The 17,488-nt window shown below is 38.8% G+C and carries 17 protein-coding genes and 1 riboswitch; of the genes, 7 read left to right on the top strand and 10 right to left on the bottom strand.

The features are described 5' to 3' along the window. Positions 1-26: 26 nt before the first annotated feature. Together AA0X95_RS06260 and AA0X95_RS06255 are read left to right on the top strand one after the other, a co-directional pair. Positions 27-566, top strand: coding sequence for a helix-turn-helix domain-containing protein (locus AA0X95_RS06260; RefSeq protein WP_413306715.1), 540 nt, complete (start codon positions 27-29; stop codon positions 564-566). A gap of 212 nt (positions 567-778) precedes the next feature. Beyond that, positions 779-1,618, top strand: a complete 840-nt coding sequence (locus AA0X95_RS06255) for a bifunctional 5,10-methylenetetrahydrofolate dehydrogenase/5,10-methenyltetrahydrofolate cyclohydrolase (RefSeq protein WP_413306713.1) — start codon at positions 779-781, stop codon at positions 1,616-1,618. 238 nt (positions 1,619-1,856) lie between these two features. Here AA0X95_RS06255 and AA0X95_RS06250 read toward each other — a convergent pair whose 3' ends face one another. The 4 genes from AA0X95_RS06250 to AA0X95_RS06235 form a co-directional block, all read right to left on the bottom strand. Next, a complete protein-coding gene (locus AA0X95_RS06250; protein ID WP_413306710.1) occupies positions 1,857-2,123 on the bottom strand; it encodes a hypothetical protein in 267 nt (88 codons plus the stop codon). A gap of 149 nt (positions 2,124-2,272) precedes the next feature. Continuing rightward, entirely contained in the window at positions 2,273-2,995 is a 723-nt protein-coding gene (locus tag AA0X95_RS06245) for an amino acid ABC transporter ATP-binding protein (protein ID WP_413306707.1), read from the bottom strand. Then, entirely contained in the window at positions 2,992-3,675 is a 684-nt protein-coding gene (locus AA0X95_RS06240) for an amino acid ABC transporter permease (RefSeq protein WP_413306704.1), read from the bottom strand. Before AA0X95_RS06240 ends, AA0X95_RS06245 begins: the two co-directional genes overlap by 4 nt. A gap of 61 nt (positions 3,676-3,736) precedes the next feature. Then, a complete protein-coding gene (locus AA0X95_RS06235) occupies positions 3,737-4,534 on the bottom strand; it encodes an ABC transporter substrate-binding protein (protein ID WP_413306702.1) in 798 nt (265 codons plus the stop codon). An 81-nt stretch (positions 4,535-4,615) separates the two neighbouring features. Continuing rightward, positions 4,616-4,798: riboswitch (Lysine riboswitch) on the bottom strand. Between the two features lie 338 nt (positions 4,799-5,136). Here AA0X95_RS06235 and AA0X95_RS06230 point away from each other — a divergent pair. Together AA0X95_RS06230 and AA0X95_RS06225 are read left to right on the top strand one after the other, a co-directional pair. Beyond that, positions 5,137-6,789 carry a M20/M25/M40 family metallo-hydrolase gene (locus AA0X95_RS06230; protein WP_413306699.1) on the top strand — a complete coding sequence of 551 codons (1,653 nt, stop codon included), beginning with the start codon at positions 5,137-5,139 and terminating at the stop codon, positions 6,787-6,789. A gap of 256 nt (positions 6,790-7,045) precedes the next feature. Then, positions 7,046-7,609: a DUF6241 domain-containing protein gene (locus AA0X95_RS06225; RefSeq protein WP_413306696.1), complete on the top strand. Its 564-nt coding sequence runs from the start codon at positions 7,046-7,048 to the stop codon at positions 7,607-7,609. A 34-nt stretch (positions 7,610-7,643) separates the two neighbouring features. Here AA0X95_RS06225 and AA0X95_RS06220 read toward each other — a convergent pair whose 3' ends face one another. The 5 genes from AA0X95_RS06220 to AA0X95_RS06200 all read right to left on the bottom strand — a co-directional run bounded on the left by AA0X95_RS06220 (position 7,644) and on the right by AA0X95_RS06200 (position 11,054). Beyond that, entirely contained in the window at positions 7,644-7,952 is a 309-nt protein-coding gene (locus tag AA0X95_RS06220; RefSeq protein WP_413306693.1) for a hypothetical protein, read from the bottom strand. Beyond that, the gene (locus tag AA0X95_RS06215; RefSeq protein ID WP_413306690.1) at positions 7,937-8,962 is read right to left on the bottom strand and encodes an anti sigma factor C-terminal domain-containing protein; all 1,026 of its coding nucleotides are present in this window, start codon (positions 8,960-8,962) and stop codon (positions 7,937-7,939) included. The genes AA0X95_RS06220 and AA0X95_RS06215 overlap by 16 nt, the downstream gene beginning before the upstream one ends. Then, a complete protein-coding gene (locus tag AA0X95_RS06210) occupies positions 8,952-9,452 on the bottom strand; it encodes a sigma-70 family RNA polymerase sigma factor (protein ID WP_413306686.1) in 501 nt (166 codons plus the stop codon). The genes AA0X95_RS06215 and AA0X95_RS06210 overlap by 11 nt, the downstream gene beginning before the upstream one ends. Before the next feature lie 130 nt (positions 9,453-9,582). Continuing rightward, entirely contained in the window at positions 9,583-10,572 is a 990-nt protein-coding gene (locus tag AA0X95_RS06205) for a DUF3231 family protein (protein WP_413306683.1), read from the bottom strand. Between the two features lie 188 nt (positions 10,573-10,760). Next, complete coding sequence (locus AA0X95_RS06200; protein ID WP_413306679.1) at positions 10,761-11,054, bottom strand: RyR domain-containing protein; 294 nt, start codon at positions 11,052-11,054, stop codon at positions 10,761-10,763. A gap of 160 nt (positions 11,055-11,214) precedes the next feature. Between AA0X95_RS06200 and AA0X95_RS06195 the strand changes: the two genes are divergently transcribed. From AA0X95_RS06195 to AA0X95_RS06185, 3 genes are read left to right on the top strand one after another with little or no spacing between them, the layout of a single operon-like run. Continuing rightward, positions 11,215-13,560, top strand: a complete 2,346-nt coding sequence (locus tag AA0X95_RS06195) for a toll/interleukin-1 receptor domain-containing protein (RefSeq protein ID WP_413306676.1) — start codon at positions 11,215-11,217, stop codon at positions 13,558-13,560. A 7-nt stretch (positions 13,561-13,567) separates the two neighbouring features. Further along, positions 13,568-14,572 carry a hypothetical protein gene (locus tag AA0X95_RS06190; RefSeq protein ID WP_413306673.1) on the top strand — a complete coding sequence of 335 codons (1,005 nt, stop codon included), beginning with the start codon at positions 13,568-13,570 and terminating at the stop codon, positions 14,570-14,572. A gap of 9 nt (positions 14,573-14,581) precedes the next feature. After that, positions 14,582-15,397 (top strand): SH3 domain-containing protein, encoded by an 816-nt coding sequence (locus AA0X95_RS06185; protein WP_413306670.1) that lies wholly within the window; start codon positions 14,582-14,584, stop codon positions 15,395-15,397. Between the two features lie 144 nt (positions 15,398-15,541). Here AA0X95_RS06185 and AA0X95_RS06180 read toward each other — a convergent pair whose 3' ends face one another. Beyond that, positions 15,542-17,485: an NAD-binding protein gene (locus AA0X95_RS06180; RefSeq protein ID WP_413306667.1), complete on the bottom strand. Its 1,944-nt coding sequence runs from the start codon at positions 17,483-17,485 to the stop codon at positions 15,542-15,544. Between the last annotated feature and the right edge of the window lie 3 nt (positions 17,486-17,488).

The following is a 17,488-nucleotide window of genomic DNA, read 5'->3' as shown; positions in this document are numbered from 1 at the left end:
ATCAGGAAACATTCGAGGTGGCTTACGTGAATATTGGATCAAAGATTCGCGCAATACGAAACAGAAAAAAAATCACGATTGCTCAGATGTGTGATGGAACAGGGCTATCGAAGGGCTTTATCAGCAATGTCGAGAATAATAATACCTCTCCTTCCATAAGCACACTGCAAACAATAGCAACTTTCCTAGGAGTACCTTTACCCTATTTACTATTGGAAAAAAAGCAGCATATGCGCATCGTTAAAAAGGCCGAAAGAACGAATTCGACGTATAACAACTTAAAAATTGAGCATTTAACGTCGCAAGGCGGATTACGCATGATGTTGGTCGAGTTTCCTCCGGGTGCATCCATGGGTGAAGCTAATGCCCATGAAGGCTTAGAAAGCCACTTAGTGTTAGAAGGGAAGGTCCTTGCCGAACAGGGTGAAGATTCGTTCATCTTGGAAGAAGGAGATACTTTTAGCTGGAATGCGAGCGTCCCGCACTTTGTTAAAAATGTGGGCGAGGAAAAAGCGGTTGTGCTTATCTCCGTTTACTCCGATACAGAACGGAATGATGTTTTCTAATATTTTATTAAATTGTAAAAACCTCCATACTCAAACGGTTGACATTTATTCTTTTTATGTTATCTTTTTCATATAACAAAAGCAGTCACAGTAACTGACGACATCTGTGGAAACAACCACAAGGAAGCTGTGTACTTATATGGTCGGGTCGTCTGGGCAGAGATAAGGATGTATTTCCTTATCTCTTTTTTATTTTTTTCGGAGGCGATAATATGGAAAATATCATTTTAGATGGAACTGTTGTAGCTAAAGAAATCAAAGAAAAATTAAAAGGACGAATTGAAACGCTTAAGGATAATGGAATCATCCCGTGCCTTGCCACCATTTTAGTAGGAAATGATCCTTCCTCAGAAACATACGTAAGAATGAAAGGGAATGCTTGTGAAAAATTAGGCATCCAGTCTATTCGAGTTCATTTGCCTGAAGAAACAACGACAGAAGAATTGTTAGCAGCAATCAAAGAATTAAACGAAGATGAAACTGTCCATGGGATCCTCCTGCAGCATCCTGTCCCATCACATATCGATGAACGCCTGGCTTTCGAAGCCATTGATATCAAAAAAGACGTGGATGGGGTGACAAGTGCAGGTTACGGTCAGACAGCATTAGGGTTTGGAAAGTATCCTTCCTGTACACCAGCAGCGATTATGGAAATCATCCACTATTATAAGATTCCAGTGGAGGGGAAACATGCCGTTGTTGTGGGGAGAAGCCCGATCTTAGGGAAGCCTGTTTCGGCGTTACTTCTTAATGAAAATGCGACGGTGACAACGTGCCATTCCAAAACAACCAACTTACCTGATCTGATAAAACAAGCGGATATTGTTGTGGCAGCGGTAGGCAAGCCTAAATTTATTCAAGGGTCATGGCTGAAGGAAGGTGCTGTTGTCCTAGACGCTGGATATAACAAAGGGAATATTGGAGATATCGATTATGAATCTTGTTTAGAGATGGCAAGTGCCATCACACCTGTCCCAGGTGGTGTAGGTCCTGTTACCATTTCCATGCTCTTGAAACATACGGTGGATTCGGCTGAGAAAAATAGATATTAAAGAAAAATAGGAAGCTAGTCTTTTTAAGATTAGCTTCCTATTTATTTACCTTTTGGCTCTGTTTAACTTGTCTGTTGATTTCCGCTCCAGGCGGCTTCGCTTTCCGCGGGCGTGCCGGGGAGCCTCCTCGTCGCTTCGCTCCTGCGGGGTCTCCCCTGCCCCGTACTCCCGCAGGAGTCTTCGCCGCCTTCCGCTCCAATCAACAGAGTTAAAAATCAACAATGTTCTTTAACACAGCCTACCTTTTAAAAAGTTTCCTTTGTTTCATGTAATCGATCGCCTTAGTTTTATTCTTTTGTTTAGAAACATATTCTGCTTCGTTTTTATCACTATAATAGTTATTAAATCTTTCTTCTGGAAGAGTACCTTCAGAAATTGCTTTTTTAACTGCACAGTCAATCTCGTTTATATGAGTACAGTCAGAAAATTTACAACTCCTAGATAACTCTATTATATCTTCATATCCATGATCTAAGTTTTTAACTACTTCTTTATTAAATTTCATTTTTCAACTCCCTCTTTTATCTTGTTAAACCAACCTACAACAATACTTCAATAATAAAGCGAATTTCTCCTTCTCGAAGAAATGCGCCTTTTACTTTAGTAAGTGAAAAAATGACGTGTGGCAATTCACACGTCATTTTAAAAGGGATTCTATAAGATTTGATTCAAGAACCGCTGTGTCCGCTCATGCTGAGGGTTCACGAAAATCTCGCTTGGATGTCCTTCTTCTATTATTTTGCCGTCCGCCAGCATGATCACGCGGTCAGCCACTTCTCGGGCAAAGCCCATTTCATGGGTAACGATAACCATGGTCATCCCTTCGCGAGCAAGGTCCTTCATAACCTGAAGCACTTCCCCTACTAGCTCAGGATCCAATGCCGAAGTTGGCTCATCAAACAGCATGACTTTCGGTTCCATCGCCAACGCTCTTGCAATCGCCACCCGCTGCTTTTGCCCGCCAGACAGCTGCTCTGGATAGTAGTTTGCCTTATCGGCGAGGCCTACCTTTTTCAAAAGGGTCATCGCTTTTGCACTGGCGGCTTCTTTCGTTTCTTTTCGAACAAAAATCGGGGCTTCGATAATGTTTTCTAACACCGTTTTATGCGGAAAAAGATTGAAGTGCTGAAACACCATTCCTACCTTTTCTCTCACTTTATTCAAGTTTGTTTTGGTGAGATCAATTTTTTCAGAATCAATCGTAACCTCTCCCTGCTCTACCACCTCTAAAAAGTTTAAGCAGCGAAGCAACGTACTTTTTCCAGAACCACTGGCACCAATCAGTACGACCACTTCTTGTTCATGGATTTGTAAATCAATATTTTTTAACACGTCCAGCTTCCCAAAGGATTTAGATAGATTACGAACATCAATCATGCGACACGTACCTCCTTCGGCTTACTAACATCCAGTTTCTTTTCCAAACGGTTGGCAATCCATGTGAAAATGAGGACGATAATTAAGTAATAGATTCCAACGACAAAATACGTTTCAAACGGCATATAGTTTTCCCCTTGAACACTAAGGGCCGTGTTGTAAAGGTCTGTTACCGCAATATAGGCAACGAGTGAAGAATCCTTTAAGCCGATAATGAACTGATTGGCAAGGGACGGAATTGATCTTTTGAAAGCCTGTGGGAAAATAATTCTTCTCATCGCGAGTGAGTAGGTCATTCCAAGCGATCTGGCCGCTTCCATCTGACCACGATCAATTGATTGAACGGCTCCTCTGAAAATTTCTGCGATATAAGCTCCTGCGTGAACACCCAATGCTAATGCCCCCGCCGTGAAGCTATCCAAGTTCACGATGTTGGCAAGTCCATAATATAAGAACATGATCTGAACAATCAGTGGGGTGCCGCGAATAATCCCAATATAGATGTCGGCAATGCGATTTAATAGTTTACTAGTGGAGATCTTAAAGGCGGCAAAAATGATACCAATCACCATCGCAAATAATAAAGAGATTGCTGTAATAGAGATCGTCATCCAAGAAGCTTTCAAAAAAGCAATTCCATGCTCACTAAAAATACTAATAATATTATCTAAAAAAACCACGAGGCTTACCTCCTTTATTAAATTATGTCGAAGGGGGACAGTCCCCCTTCGACATAATTTCTTACTTTTCCATTACGTTGGTGTTGAACCATTTCATGCTGATTTTTTCGTATGTGCCATCGTCAATCATTGATTGGATGGCTTCGTTGATTTTGTCAGCTAACTCTTTGTTACCTTCAGCAACCGCTACGCTTACACGGTCTTCGTTCAACAATTCACCGATTGCTTTGATTTTTAAGCCTTTTTCATTTTTTGCACTTACCCCAACAATTTTGTCAGTGATAACAGCATCTAAGCGGCCAAGTGCTAAGTCTTGAAGGGCGTTGACGTCTGTTGGGTAGCCTTTCACCTGGTCAGATAGATCTTCAGCCATGTCTTTCCAAGTGCTCGCTTGAATAACTCCGATTGTTTTCCCTTTCAGGTCTTCCTTAGACTGGATCTCGTTGTTGCCTTCCGCTACAAAAATCTGTGCACCAGATAGATAATATGGATTTGTGAAGTCAACCTGCTTATCACGCTCAGGTGTAGCTGTCATACTTCCGATAATTGCATCATATTTCTTCGCCTTTAACCCTTGAATAATCGTTTCCCATGGGTTTGTTACAGGATTGGCTTCAAGTCCAATTCTCTTCGCAATTTCTGTTCCGATTTCAACGTCAAATCCAGTTAATTTACCGTCTTTTTTAAAGTTTAACGGCGGATATTGTCCAGTCATTGAGAACGTTAAGGCCCCTTTTTTCACTAATTCATGCTTGCCACTGCTAGCTTTTGCTGCTTTTTCCCCGTCAGCCTTCTCTGTACCGCAAGCAGATAAAAGTAACATCATCGCTGCAGCTAATAAAATTGCAAACTTTTTCATAAATATTCCCCCTTTGATAATAAAAAGACACCGTCACATATGCGTATGACGGTGTCGTGCACACCCTCATCGATCAGCATTGGTGAAGATAGCTCTCCACAATTCCTTGGAATTGTGACAGTTCTGCCCCTATTCGAGTGCAGACCCAGCTTTCTGAAAAAAGTGATTTCAGAAGCTTCGGCGATTGATCCTTTTTCCTATTTTCATAGATTTCACTGAATCTCCCATAGGATACTAATAAAAATCGCGACCTCTACCCCATCTAATGCTTAAAGACGAGGATTTTTATATTTAGTTTGACGAAACTTTTTTCAGTATAATAAAATATTCCAACAAATGCAATAATGTTTTTAATGGAATTTCTAACCAAATGAAAAGTCTTGACGGAGCTTTAACTTCTGAGATACATTTTTCTAAAATACCAATTTATTAGAAAAGCGGAAGCGCCTTGGTCAGCCCCGACAGGCAAATGTTCTTCGGCAAGAAAAATTTGACTTTTATTGCCGAAGGTTATTTGACCCGAGGGGCTAGGCGCTGGAGCTGGACAATTCTCCAAGTACAATGATAGAAATACTAATTTTATAGAAAAGAAGGTTAGGCGTATGTTGCAATGTCGAGAAGATGTACTGGCATTCACAAAACAGCTCGTAAACATTGAAAGTGTCGTTAATACTTATGGCGAAAAAGCCATTGCCCAGGCTTTATATTCCATGATTTCTTCTTGGACCTATTTTTCACAAAACCCAAGTCATCTTGTGTTAGAGCAAACACACAACGATCATCAAGAGCGCTATAATGTACTGGCGTTTGTCAAAGGAACAAAGGGAACGAGCAATCGAACCGTCATCCTCATGGGTCATACGGATACTGTTGGCATTGATGATTTTACCCACCTGAAAGATCAGGCCTGCTATCCAGATGAGCTGATGGAATCCTTGAAAAACGAAGAGTTGCCTGCTTCTGCAAAGGATCATTTACAGTCCGGAGATTGGATGTTTGGCCGTGGCGTCCTTGATATGAAGAGCGGCGTCGCTAGTCATCTCTATCTGTTAAAATATTACTCGGAGCATCCAGAAGAGCTAGACGGAAATCTAGTTCTTTTAGCGGAATGTGATGAGGAAGACAGCTCACACGGTGTACTTTCTGCCTTAAAAACATTGAAACGCTGGAAAAATGAACATGATTTCGCCTATTCTGCTGCGATTAATGCCGATTTCGTGGCGCCGCGCTATGAAGGCGATGACAATCGGTATATCTATAAGGGCACGGTCGGAAAACTGCTGCCGTCATTTTTTATTACGGGAGCAGAAACGCATGTTGGCTCTGCCTTTGAGGGATTAGATCCCAACTTTATCGCGGCTGAACTGACGAGACAAATCAACTACAATCCAGAGCTATGTAACGAAGCGTTTGGAGAAACGACAGTGCCGCCTGTTTCGTTAAAACAAACTGATTTGAAGCCGTCTTATACGGTTCAAACGGCGTTAGCTGCCTATGTCTATTACAATTTCTTTATTCATTCCTGGTCTCCAAAGGACGTGCTTGAAAAATTAAGAGAACAGGCCGATATTGCTTTTACCAATGCACTCTCGTCTTTTGAAGAAAGATATAAGCAATACAGCGCATTGAGCGGAGAACCATATGTTCAGAATCCTTGGAAGTCGAGAGTCATGACGTACGAGGAGATGAAGCAATTATTGGTGACTGAGAACGGTGAAACGTTCACCGCACATATGGATGAGTTTAAGGGGAAACTTGTCAATAATCCGGAATTAGATACGCGCATGTTTGCTGCTAGAGTAGTAGAGGAAGCATGGAAATGGATGAAAGATAAGAGCCCGGCAATCATTCTTTTTTACTCGTCCTTATATTCTCCAAGGATTGAGTTGAGCGGAAAAACAGAGGATGAATTGAACTTGATCCATGCATTGGATGAAGCGGTGGAAGAAATGCAGCCACACTATCCACATCCGATTGTGACAAGGAACTTCTTCCCGTATATCTCGGATATGAGCTTTGTCGCGTTAAGTGATGATGAAGCGGGCATTAAGGCCGAAACCAACAACAACCCTGGCTGGGGCACGAAGCTCTTTGTGGATTACCAAGACATCCGCGACATCAACGTACCAGTCATCAACATCGGCCCATACGGCTTAGATGCACACAAGAAGTTAGAACGAATGGAAATGACCTACTCACTAGAAGTCGTACCAAACCTAACTAACCTTGTGATTCAGAAGGTATTAAACAAATAATCTCTAAAGCTTGTAGACTTCCTACAAGCTTTTTTTACTAGAAACATGTAAAATAAAAGGAAAATGAGTAAGAAAAGCGGAAGCGCCTTGGTCAGCCCCGACAGGCAAATGTTCTTCAGCAAGAAAAGTCGCTCTTTGACTTTTATTGCTGAAGGTTATTTGACCCGAGGGGCTAGGCGCTGGAGCTGGACAATTCTCGAAGTCGCATTTTTACTTTCTTATTATATGAAAAACAGGCATAACAGGGGGGATGGCTGTGAAGAAAGTATGGATTATTCCGTCCATTATTTTGGTAGTTTTACTTGGCGGTATCTATGGAGCCAATAAATTAATCAACAGCGAGGCCGTCTCCGGAAGCAATCAAGAGAAAGCTGTGGATGATTCTTCTTCTCTTGTGGATAAGACTGCGGATAAAGAAAGCGAACAAACAGATAAAATCGGTGGCGTTCAATACGATATCGGCATCGACAACACCAGCTCCGAATATCAGGTCATTGAAGTGATGCACAAGATGACGCACCAAAAAGTGAAGGCAGAAGAAAAATGGGGGGCCATTCCTATGGTGCCTGACACCATTAATCGCGTGTATGAAATCGTGAGCAACAGTGATTTTGACCGAAAAGACCAATTGCTGGCCATTCTTGAAAAATGGAAGGCGAGTAATTTTGCGGCAGTCGATGACGATCACAACTACTTCTGGCAATACCAAGGTGGCACCGTCGGGCAAGCCTATGGAATCTTAAGTAAAGCAGAGGAAGAAACCTTTATCTTGAATAATTTTGGTGATGACATTGCAAAAGAAGTAAGCTCGCAGCAGTAGCGGGGCTTACTTCTTTTTTTAACATTACAGTAAATTATGGTTTCGCATTGATCGTCCAGGCAAGCATAAACATAAGAAAGGTAAAGAGGAGAATAAATGCGTTGATCCCCAATCCCCACCACGCATATAGCCTTGGCCGCCTTCTCGTAAATAGTCCGATTACACCAAGAATGATGCCAAACATTGGATTCTTTATTAAAAAGAAATCGGGAAAGGTTTCTGTTTTTAATAATAAGGCTGCATTAAGAACCGCAAGTGAAAATAGCCCCCAAACGAACGAAAGAATGCCAGCAAGCCCAACCAATTTACTGAGTGTGGACTTCTTTTTTATTTCCAGTTCCATAGCTTTACCTCCCCTACCTTTACAGCCCGTACCTCTTTCATCTGCTCCAATTTTCTAAGTTCTGGCGTTGGTCCGGTCACTACAGCGCCATATACTTGAATACCATGTTTCTTTAAATAGGCAATCCGTTCTTTTAATTCTAGCGACTTGGCCCTGGCTACTTTTGTTGCCACGTCTTCATTCTTTGAAAGTTGAACAAGAATATCCATGAATACTTCCTCATTGGTTTGTTCTCTGCCGTTGAAAGGCGACCAAATGGTTGAGTCAATTTGGAAAGGATAGCCGATGGCAGTGATTGGTACACCCTCCTTGTCAACTTGTTTAGCTTCGAACCCCGTATCTACTGCTAACCAGCGCACCTCTGTTTCCTTTGGCATGATTTGTTTGATCTCCTCAGGGTTATGCAAGGTGGATAATGACACATACACTTCGGCAACTGTGCCATCTGGAAGCCCCTTTAATATATTCCATTCTCCCCCGGTATCAAACGGAATCTTAGCATCTGGATGAAGCAATGTTTCTGTTTCTACACTAGGAATCTCAGGTAGCGGTCGTTCTAAAAGGGACGTTTTTTTAGGAAAATTGGGTTGATCTAAAGCGAAGAAAATATCATAGTCTCCCGCTTTATAATCCTCATTTCCTATCCGTTTATTGACATCGAACAGGATGTGCATGGAAAATAACCCAATCTCGTCTTCAATTTTGATTTTTTCCAAATTGATATTAGGCTCCGTTACGTAGATCGTATTTGAGGCAACTTCAATAAGCTTGTCAGCCCTTCCTCCGATTGCGTAATAGAAATAGGTGATGAGTGTCATGACTGGAATGATCAGTAACAAGACGGCAAGACTAATGAAAATATTCGTTAATCGTGCATGACCTTTCCCCACGTTAAAAATGGTTCGTTGATCTTCTTCAGTAAGAATATGACTCGTTTTATATTGCAGTTTCGTATTTTCAATAAAATTTTGATAGAGTTCATCATCGTTTGGATTCATCTTATCGCTCATCTGTCCGTTCCCTTCCTTTCACTTTATCTATCAACTTTTTTCTACCTCTAAATAAGTGGCTTTTTAATGTGTTTAACTTTAAATCAAGAATATCTGCGGCTTCCTGGTAGGGAAGATCATGCAGATCGCATAGGAGGACCGCGTGCTTTTCATTCTCTTGTAAATCACTTATGTCCTTTAACAACTGGCTTAACGATTCTTTTTCCAGTATCTTCTTCTCCGGTGTGGCCTGACTGACGCCAACGTGCTTATCCATTTCATCTTCAACAATGACTCGTTTATTTTTTCTTTGGAAATCGATGAACGCATGATAAGCCACCTTAAATAACCAAGCTCTAATATTTTTAATTTCATAATCTTCAAGAGACACATAAGCTCTATAAAAAGCCTCTTGGGCGAGGTCTTCTGCTACAAAGTGGTCTTTAGAAAGGGAATATAAGTATCGATACAAATCATTCAGATTCTGTTTAAAAACATCCTCAAGCTGCACGATTCATCCCCCTTTCACCTAATCCACGTTTCACATTACCAGAAAGTTGCATTTTTAACAAAAATATTAAATTTATTTTCGAAAGCACAAAAAAAGAGAAGTGCATTCACACTTCTCCTGGCTCTTGCATTTATTTCGGTTTCACCGTTTGTGGCGGCTCCTCCATCCATCCGTGCTTAATCATGATTTTTGCACCCTCATGCGCGTATTCAAAAATATCTTTCATGAAGATCGACAGCTTCGCCGGCAGGTCATTTCGTAAGCTAAATGCCGTTCCGACAGAGTTACCGCCTAAAGAAAAGCTGCAGAACAGGCTGACGCAGTACATCATCATTTTATCTGAGAAAGGAGCAAGGGTTGAAGTAGTGATATTCCCACCAGCAGTAGCTGGAACGGGAATATTATTTTCTAAAAGGACCTCACTCATCTCTTTAACGATGGCTGCTGCCATCTCTCCACCCTTTGTGAAAAATTTACGCACATCCTTTTTTTCCGCACATTGGGCAAATCCGTAAATCATTTGCATCCCCGTCACATTGGATTCGATGGCATGATAAATATTTGCCAACTCCACCGTGTTAAGAGAGCGTTTCCCGCTAATCGGGTTAAATCCACCTAGATAGTTGGTATCTTTGACAAACTCCACTTCCTTAGTGGTTGAAACATACGGCGAACGGGGAATTAACCCTTTTTCTAGTAGGTATTTAGTACATTGATGATAATACTTTTGTGTCATACTTGTGAGGTTCCTATAGAGATGAATCATATCATCGCGATAAGACATTGTGATATTTAAGGTGTGCATTGCCATGCTGATTTCTTTAGTCATTCGGACAAACATGATATCAAAACCATTATCATAGAGCTTCGGGACTTCTTTATTGATATCTTGGTCAGTAAATCCTATCGGAGTAGGGATTCCTTCACTTTGAAAAATCCGCACCATTTGTTCTATATAGGGAGTAATTTCTTCATGTAAATTGTTCATAATTTTTTTTGCCTCTTGGTCGTCTGCTTTTTCAATAAAGTACTCTAACATATGCTTGATCATCGTCTTTTGTTGATAAGTCATCCATAATGTTCCGATCTCTGATGACGCTAAAGCTGGCATTTCAGGCATGGGAAATCTCTCCTCGGTCAACATTTGTTTTAGTTAGTGTTCACACACATAGAGAAATCATTCTTTTTTTTGGATAAAATAGAAAATAGTGGCGATTAATCCTCCACAATTTGTAAAAAAACTATATTTTTCACTTCCATTTGGAAATCGGAATATTAAGCGATATCAATCTCCTTTTTTGCCTGCTATTACTTAGTCTCGTTTTTTCGAATTGTATACCCCAATGAAAGAATGGTCTTCAATGTTTCCATAGCGGTGCTTCTATCATAATCTTTATCTTCTTCAGTTAGTTCATTATAAGGAACTAAATTCGGATGTTCCTTTTTTTGATCATTTCGTTCCGCCCCATATGTCCAACCTTGTTGAAATCTTTGCAATGCCCATATTTCATGAATATTCTCAGCTAATTTTTCTTGTAATTCCTGAATATCATTTGATAACTTTATTTTTGTGGTATCTAAAGGTTTTGGTTGATAATTCAATCAGTTTTCCCCCTCTCATTCCTTCTCTATAGGTATAAACAGGAAAAAAGTTTTAAACACATCCAATTATATACTTTTTTATGATATTATATTTTTACAAAAAGCAGTCCCTTTAGAGGGATTTCGCATTATTTTTACATAAAAAGGGATGGAATTTAAAATGGGAGAAGTTTTTATAAGTTATTCAACCAAAGATACTGAAATCGCTACAAAGGTATATAATTCCCTCTTAGAAGAAGGATTTACTTGCTGGTTTGCCCCCAACGATATCCCCCCTGGTGGAGATTACGCATCCAGAATCACACAAGCACTTGATAAATTCCGCTTTGTTCTTGTTATTGTTTCTCAGCATTCTGGTTCGTCTGAACATGTCAAACGGGAAGTGACACTTGCATCCGAGAATAATAAAACAATTATTCCATTTAGAATTGACTCTGTTCCATTATCGGAGTGGATGAGATTCTACATATCTACTCTTAATTGGTTAGAAGCGAATGAGAATAATATAGACGATTCCATTACTATTCTAATTGAAAAGATTAGAAGCATGTACAGCTTACACCAATACGAAACCAATGCGGTAATACCTCACTATGGAAAAAGCATTCATGAGGTGAAAGGGACAAGGGGAAGCGCAAAAGCAAAATCATTTATTTATCAAATTAAGACTCAGGAATTATATCGGACAAAGACCGTTCATGTACCCTTTCCCAAATTTGAAATAGCAAAAGACCTTCTTAAAGAAAAAGGGATTCTATTTTTGCAAAGCGAAAAACATACAGGTAAATTTACGACAGCCATGTGTCTATTAAACGAAATAAACATCGATAATCATTATCAGATTTTCCCTAATATTTCATTAGAAGAATTAATCAATCTGCCGTTTGAAAAAAATGCAGGATACATCATTGATAATATCTCACCTGATACACTACTTTCGATAAATGGATTTTCTTTAAAAAAGCTATCTGAACACATACAAACTTCTCATTCCTTCTTAGTGATTACCACAAATAATGGAACAAGGCTTGAGCAAGGTTCTGAATACTTTATCAAACATGAACCACCAGCAGATATTCAAAGACTAATCCAAAACCATGTAAATCTGGTATCGAGCCCAGATTCATTACAATCCCAAATTGCTCAATTAATGCAGGATTTGGATCTAAATAGTTTCATCACGAATGACTTCTTACCACGAGATTCAGAGGAATTAGTCAATAAACTTTCTTCTATAGTGAATGGAAATTTCTCGACAAAAGACTTCCTTTCTTCTTTAACACAAAATGTTAATAAACGAATAGAAGGTTGGTTTGAAACAAATCGGTCGATTGAGCAATATGCACTAATCCTTTCATTGGCGGTTTTTAATGAATCACAGTACACCTTTCTTGTAGACCGAACAGAGGAATTAAAGGGATTCTTACTTTCTGAAACTCAATTAGAAAATATCCCTTCGCAAGAAGCACCATTGGGAAAGTCATTCATCCAACAACTTAATGAAATTAGCGCTGAAACATATACTAGTTTTATAAATACCACAACAGGAAATTTACAAGACCAATTTGTTCGATTTAAAACAAAAGAAGATGCCACGGCGGTCCTAATTTATATTTGGACAAATTATCCGCATTTAAAAGAGGTCATTCTAGAGTGGATGGAAATACTTCTTGCAGGGGCTAATAAATATACAAACGAAAAAATCATAAACGCCTTAGTAGAGTTATCAAATATTGACCCGTTAACAATTAACAATAAGGTCATTCAAGCTTGGGCTAACCATAAAGAAGCCTATTATCGTATCTTATCCATTAATCTTCTTTTAGAGATGTCGGAATACAAGGAAAATCTTGTATACATTGATAAATTAGTTAATTACTGGGCTTCATTAAGTAATAATACGAGACTTCAGTGGACTGCAGCAGTTGCATACGGAACACCAATAGGAATTTATCTTTACCCAAACTCGTTTGTAAACTTAGCAGCGATTTATCACGTTCAGGGACGCCAATTAGGGGATGTCGTCTATGAAAGTATGAAATATTTATTTGAGTATGGAAAACATGATGATACTTACCTTTTATCAGTCCCATATTTGTTTAAAATATGGTTAGAAGATTACGATAAGAATGCTATTCAAAAACATGAAATACTTAATCTCTTTTATTCTCTCTTAATGAATATGGATAACTTGGATTTAACCATTTTACTGAATGAAAACGAAATTCGGCACGAGTTGCTACCTCTTGCGATTTCAGAAGGCCTTCAGCACTGGAAATTACGGGAAATGGCTGGGCAAGTAATGAAACATTTTTTTAAAATTGCTCACGACCATCCAGCCCTTTATGAATCTTTAAAACTCTTTACTTTTTCCTTATTAATTAAAGGTGGCTCTGAACTTAAACAATCAATTTTGACCCTCCTTTATGAAGTCTTACAAGGACCTTACAAACAGGCCGCTGTACCTATTGTTGCTAAAATTATTGAAATTTCTGAAAGGAAGTAATACTACTATGAATTTTATTCTCGGATCAAATGATGTAAAGGGCGGTGTGTTTCCAGAAAAACAGCCATTTTCAAGTTCCACTGTTGCTTTTGTCTATATTAATTCACTAGAAGAGATGGTTACAATTAAGGATGGACAGCGTTTAAGCCGCTCTGAACTTAGATATGGAAAATTCAACAAGGTGTTTCGTATCGATACTACACCAAAAACCTTGGATTATAAGGGAGAGTTCCCTTCTCAAGATCCGGTGGAAACATTTAATGTCCAAGTTTCTTTAATGATTCAAGTGAATGACCCTGCACTCGTCCTAAGAAATCGTTCTCAAGATTATTCCAATGTCATAAAAAAACAATTATTTTATGCCATCTCTGATATTACAAAGAAGCATTCGATCTCACAGTATAATCTTATGTCTCCAGCCCTCGAAGGCCTATCAACAGATATAAAACTTGCTCAAAACTTAGACAATATCGGCTTAAAACTATTGGATATCAGTGCGGATGTGGAACTGAGTGCAAAATCAAAAGAACACTTAGAAAAATTAAATACATTAGAAAAAGAAGCAAAATACCAGCAGAAAAAAGTCCAAACAGACATTGAAATTAACAGCCAGCTATCCCGCGCCAAATCTAATGCTACATTCGAAGAAATGGATAGGCTTTCTGAATTAACAGAGAGATACGGGATTTATGGGGCGCGATTAGCATTAGCAAGAAATGATGAAGAACGCGCTGCTATTTTCTTAGAAATACAAGAAGATCAAAAAAGGCAACAGAGAGAAAATACACAAACTGTGAATGAACGATTAAAAATAGGATTAAGCATTGATGACATTATTAAGCTAAATTCACTTAACAAACCAACCCAAACCAACCATACCTTAAATCCTGCTGCAGCAAATGAACAACAGGATTATACCAAGATTGAAGAGCCTACACCGCAAAAACCTGATGATGAATTACTTTCTAAACTATCTCAAATCATCACAATAGAAAGCGAAAAAGGGGAATAGACAGTGACTTTGATTGATAAAATTCAAACGTCATTTATGGAATATATTTATCGTTTCTACATCAAGTTAATGGGGATGGCTGCACCCTATAGAATGGTAATACTTATTGCAATAATTGGCTTTCTTTCCCCATTAATATTAAAGGTTCTAATATTTCTATTTAGAAAATCAGTGAGCGGTGTTACAGCCCTGCTAAATTCAAGTCAGCAGAAGCTCGGTGAAATAATCTTCAGAAGAAGAAATAAAGGGAAAAACCCTTTCTTTGGAACAGGCTTGCTTGATGCTTTGTTATCCTTTTTTCTTCTTATTTTTACAAAATTAAATAACTTTCTGACCAAAAAAAGGAATTTTCATCCAAAAACAAAAAAAAGGTACGTTCTTTCAGTTGGAATATGCGCTTTACTTTTTCCAATCTGGGGAACTGTAAACCCTGAGAGTGTTGTCGGAAATTCTTGGAGTAAATTTGAAGTTAACCTTATTAATCAGCATCTTGTAAAACTTGGATTTAACCCTAATAACTATAAAAGTTTTGCTAGTTTTTCGGCTGAACTAGCTGCAAAATTTGAAGAGGAAACAACCGAAGCATCCTCACCACAGCAGAACTCAGCCTATATAACACCAGCAAACAATGCTAAAAATGGTGTCTATATACGCACAGCACCTGATGGCTCAAGCTCATCTTTAGATGTTCTAGCCTTTGGAGATAAAGCGGTATTTCTAGGAGAAACAAGTGTCAGTACATCAGGGATTACTTGGTATAAAATTCAAACTAACAGCAAAGTTACCGGCTGGGTTAGCTCAAAAGTAACCATTCAAACCCAATAAAACGAAGAAGAACCTGGGGTATAAGTTTATTCCCAGGTTTTTCATCTTCAAAATACATTTTAAATAATATGGTCCCCGACACCACAAAAAGAAATGTCTTCCCAGGACGGATAGCGGAACATCATTTATAATACGTTGAATTCTCTAAATTTTAACTAGTCCATAGTTTTGTGCACGATAATATTCATTTAGATAGATAATGCTGTCACGGTCATATTGTTTTATTTCGTTTGTTAGTTCGTTCCACGGGACTAGGTATTGGTGTAATTTCAATCTATCCAACTCTTCTCTTGGTGCATTTATTTCTCCTGCAGCCTTCCAACCTCTTAAAAGGTGAAATGCATTCCAACGTTCGTGCTCTACGTAAGCAAGAGGTTCAATATACGGAATGATATATTCAGCAAATTGTTCCGCAGATAGCACCTGCTGGGAGTATTCCGGGTCATTTAACGGCACCTTTGTTAACCCGAGAAGCATTAATTTAGTATCATTATGAAGCATTTGATAACGGGTTGACTCCTGTTTAAATGCATCTAACATATCCCATGCCTTACTCGTTGGTAAGTTCAGTTCTTCTCTTCGACGCTGATAGTTTTCATGGGCTTGCTTCGCAAGCTTTTTCAAGTTTACATTTAAAACAAACTCACTATTCAAAACCTCACGAAAGTAGGAAAATCTTTGTATCTGTTTAAATTCACTTTGGTCTTTATGTAGCCACATACTTACTTTACGGTCATCTTTCATTTTTATATAAACGGGGATATCTGGACAAGTTTCTACCAATTCAAGCCCCTCTATCATATCCAAATAATCATCTCGAAGTGCAAGGAAAACATGGGTAACCCTTCCATTAATCTCCCCCAGCTCTTCCTTAATATTATGAACCGTAAGATCAACCTTTCTATAATCGATATCAGCCACTTGATCTGCAAACTTTGCCAAATGCCCCCATTGCTTTTTTACCTTTTCAATGTTTCGATCCAGTATTGTAAGCCGTACCCTTTTTCTATTTAAAAAATGAGAAACATTTAATGCTTGGTATGCTATTTGCTGATTTACTTTACCAAAACCAATCAGTAACAAATGAAGCGGATCGCCGGCTGGATCTCTAAGTTGTTCCTCAATTCCTTCGTATAACGGTCGCTCCTTCAACATTTTTTCAGCAATTAATTGATATGAAGAAAAGGAATAGGATCGGTATTTTTCACTCTCATCAATTACTAAGCCATTATAAACTTGAAGTGATTTAGCATGATTTAAATGTAGTAGGATGGTGATTGGGTCTTTATGTTTGGACCCTCCAAACAAACCTATTAATGGACAGCGACACTTTTCCGGCAACAGATCTTCCTCTAAATAATCTCTCATAGCCAGATAGATATCAAGATTGACTGAATCATCATCATGAAACAGAATGACATAACCCGCCCTCGACAATCCGCTCTTCTTATACAAAGAATACTCCGTCATTTCACCTGTGTAAAAAGAAACTCCCAGATCAAAAAGCTGGTTCTTTTGCTCATTATCAATAGTCTCCTCAATTACCGTGACAGAATAGCCTTCTTTTCTAAGGTTCTCAATTAGAATAGCTGCTTTTTCACTAAATCCAGCAATAATAATATGACCGCCCTTAAACCGAAGCCAAATCCCTCTAACAGATTGTCCAAAATAGCTCAGTACAAACTTACTAATGGTTGATATAGTATAAAATGCTGCTGACCATCGTGCTACCTCAATTGACAAAGGCAGTGAAGCATATGGGTCAGCAGCTTTATTAAAGACATTATCGACATTTAAAAAAAACAAATGTATGGTAGAATAGATAGCATTCAAAAATGAATGGGAATATCCATGATATGTCTCAAAATAATACCCATAAACCCCTGAGACAATAGCAAGTAATAACGATATAGATCTTAGCAAGTAAGCATGTAAAAATTTCACCCAGTATAAACCCATAGTTGCCCACATTAGAGCAATTAAAATGACAACATACATGCCATTTTGCCTCATCTTCCATACTAACAATGCTGTTATGATGATTGCCAATATTCCATGAATCTTTTTCATTTTTTCTAATCGTTTCATTTA

The organism is Neobacillus phoenicis, from assembly GCF_047302305.1.
Taxonomy (GTDB): domain Bacteria; phylum Bacillota; class Bacilli; order Bacillales; family Cytobacillaceae; genus Neobacillus.
This window is presented reverse-complemented; position numbering and strand designations above follow the sequence as displayed.

Excerpts from the sequence above, each read along its gene's own strand:
- AA0X95_RS06195 (WP_413306676.1), top strand. The coding sequence starts at position 11,215 with ATGGGAGAAGTTTTTATAAGTTATTCAACCAAAGATACTGAAATCGCT.
- AA0X95_RS06205 (WP_413306683.1), bottom strand. The coding sequence starts at position 10,572 with ATGCCTGAAATGCCAGCTTTAGCGTCATCAGAGATCGGAACATTATGG.
- AA0X95_RS06215 (WP_413306690.1), bottom strand. The coding sequence starts at position 8,962 with ATGAGCGATAAGATGAATCCAAACGATGATGAACTCTATCAAAATTTT.
- AA0X95_RS06220 (WP_413306693.1), bottom strand. The coding sequence starts at position 7,952 with ATGGAACTGGAAATAAAAAAGAAGTCCACACTCAGTAAATTGGTTGGG.
- AA0X95_RS06255 (WP_413306713.1), top strand. The coding sequence starts at position 779 with ATGGAAAATATCATTTTAGATGGAACTGTTGTAGCTAAAGAAATCAAA.
- AA0X95_RS06235 (WP_413306702.1), bottom strand. The coding sequence starts at position 4,534 with ATGAAAAAGTTTGCAATTTTATTAGCTGCAGCGATGATGTTACTTTTA.
- AA0X95_RS06180 (WP_413306667.1), bottom strand. The coding sequence starts at position 17,485 with ATGAAACGATTAGAAAAAATGAAAAAGATTCATGGAATATTGGCAATC.
- AA0X95_RS06245 (WP_413306707.1), bottom strand. The coding sequence starts at position 2,995 with ATGATTGATGTTCGTAATCTATCTAAATCCTTTGGGAAGCTGGACGTG.
- AA0X95_RS06250 (WP_413306710.1), bottom strand. The coding sequence starts at position 2,123 with ATGAAATTTAATAAAGAAGTAGTTAAAAACTTAGATCATGGATATGAA.
- AA0X95_RS06190 (WP_413306673.1), top strand. The coding sequence starts at position 13,568 with ATGAATTTTATTCTCGGATCAAATGATGTAAAGGGCGGTGTGTTTCCA.
- AA0X95_RS06230 (WP_413306699.1), top strand. The coding sequence starts at position 5,137 with ATGTTGCAATGTCGAGAAGATGTACTGGCATTCACAAAACAGCTCGTA.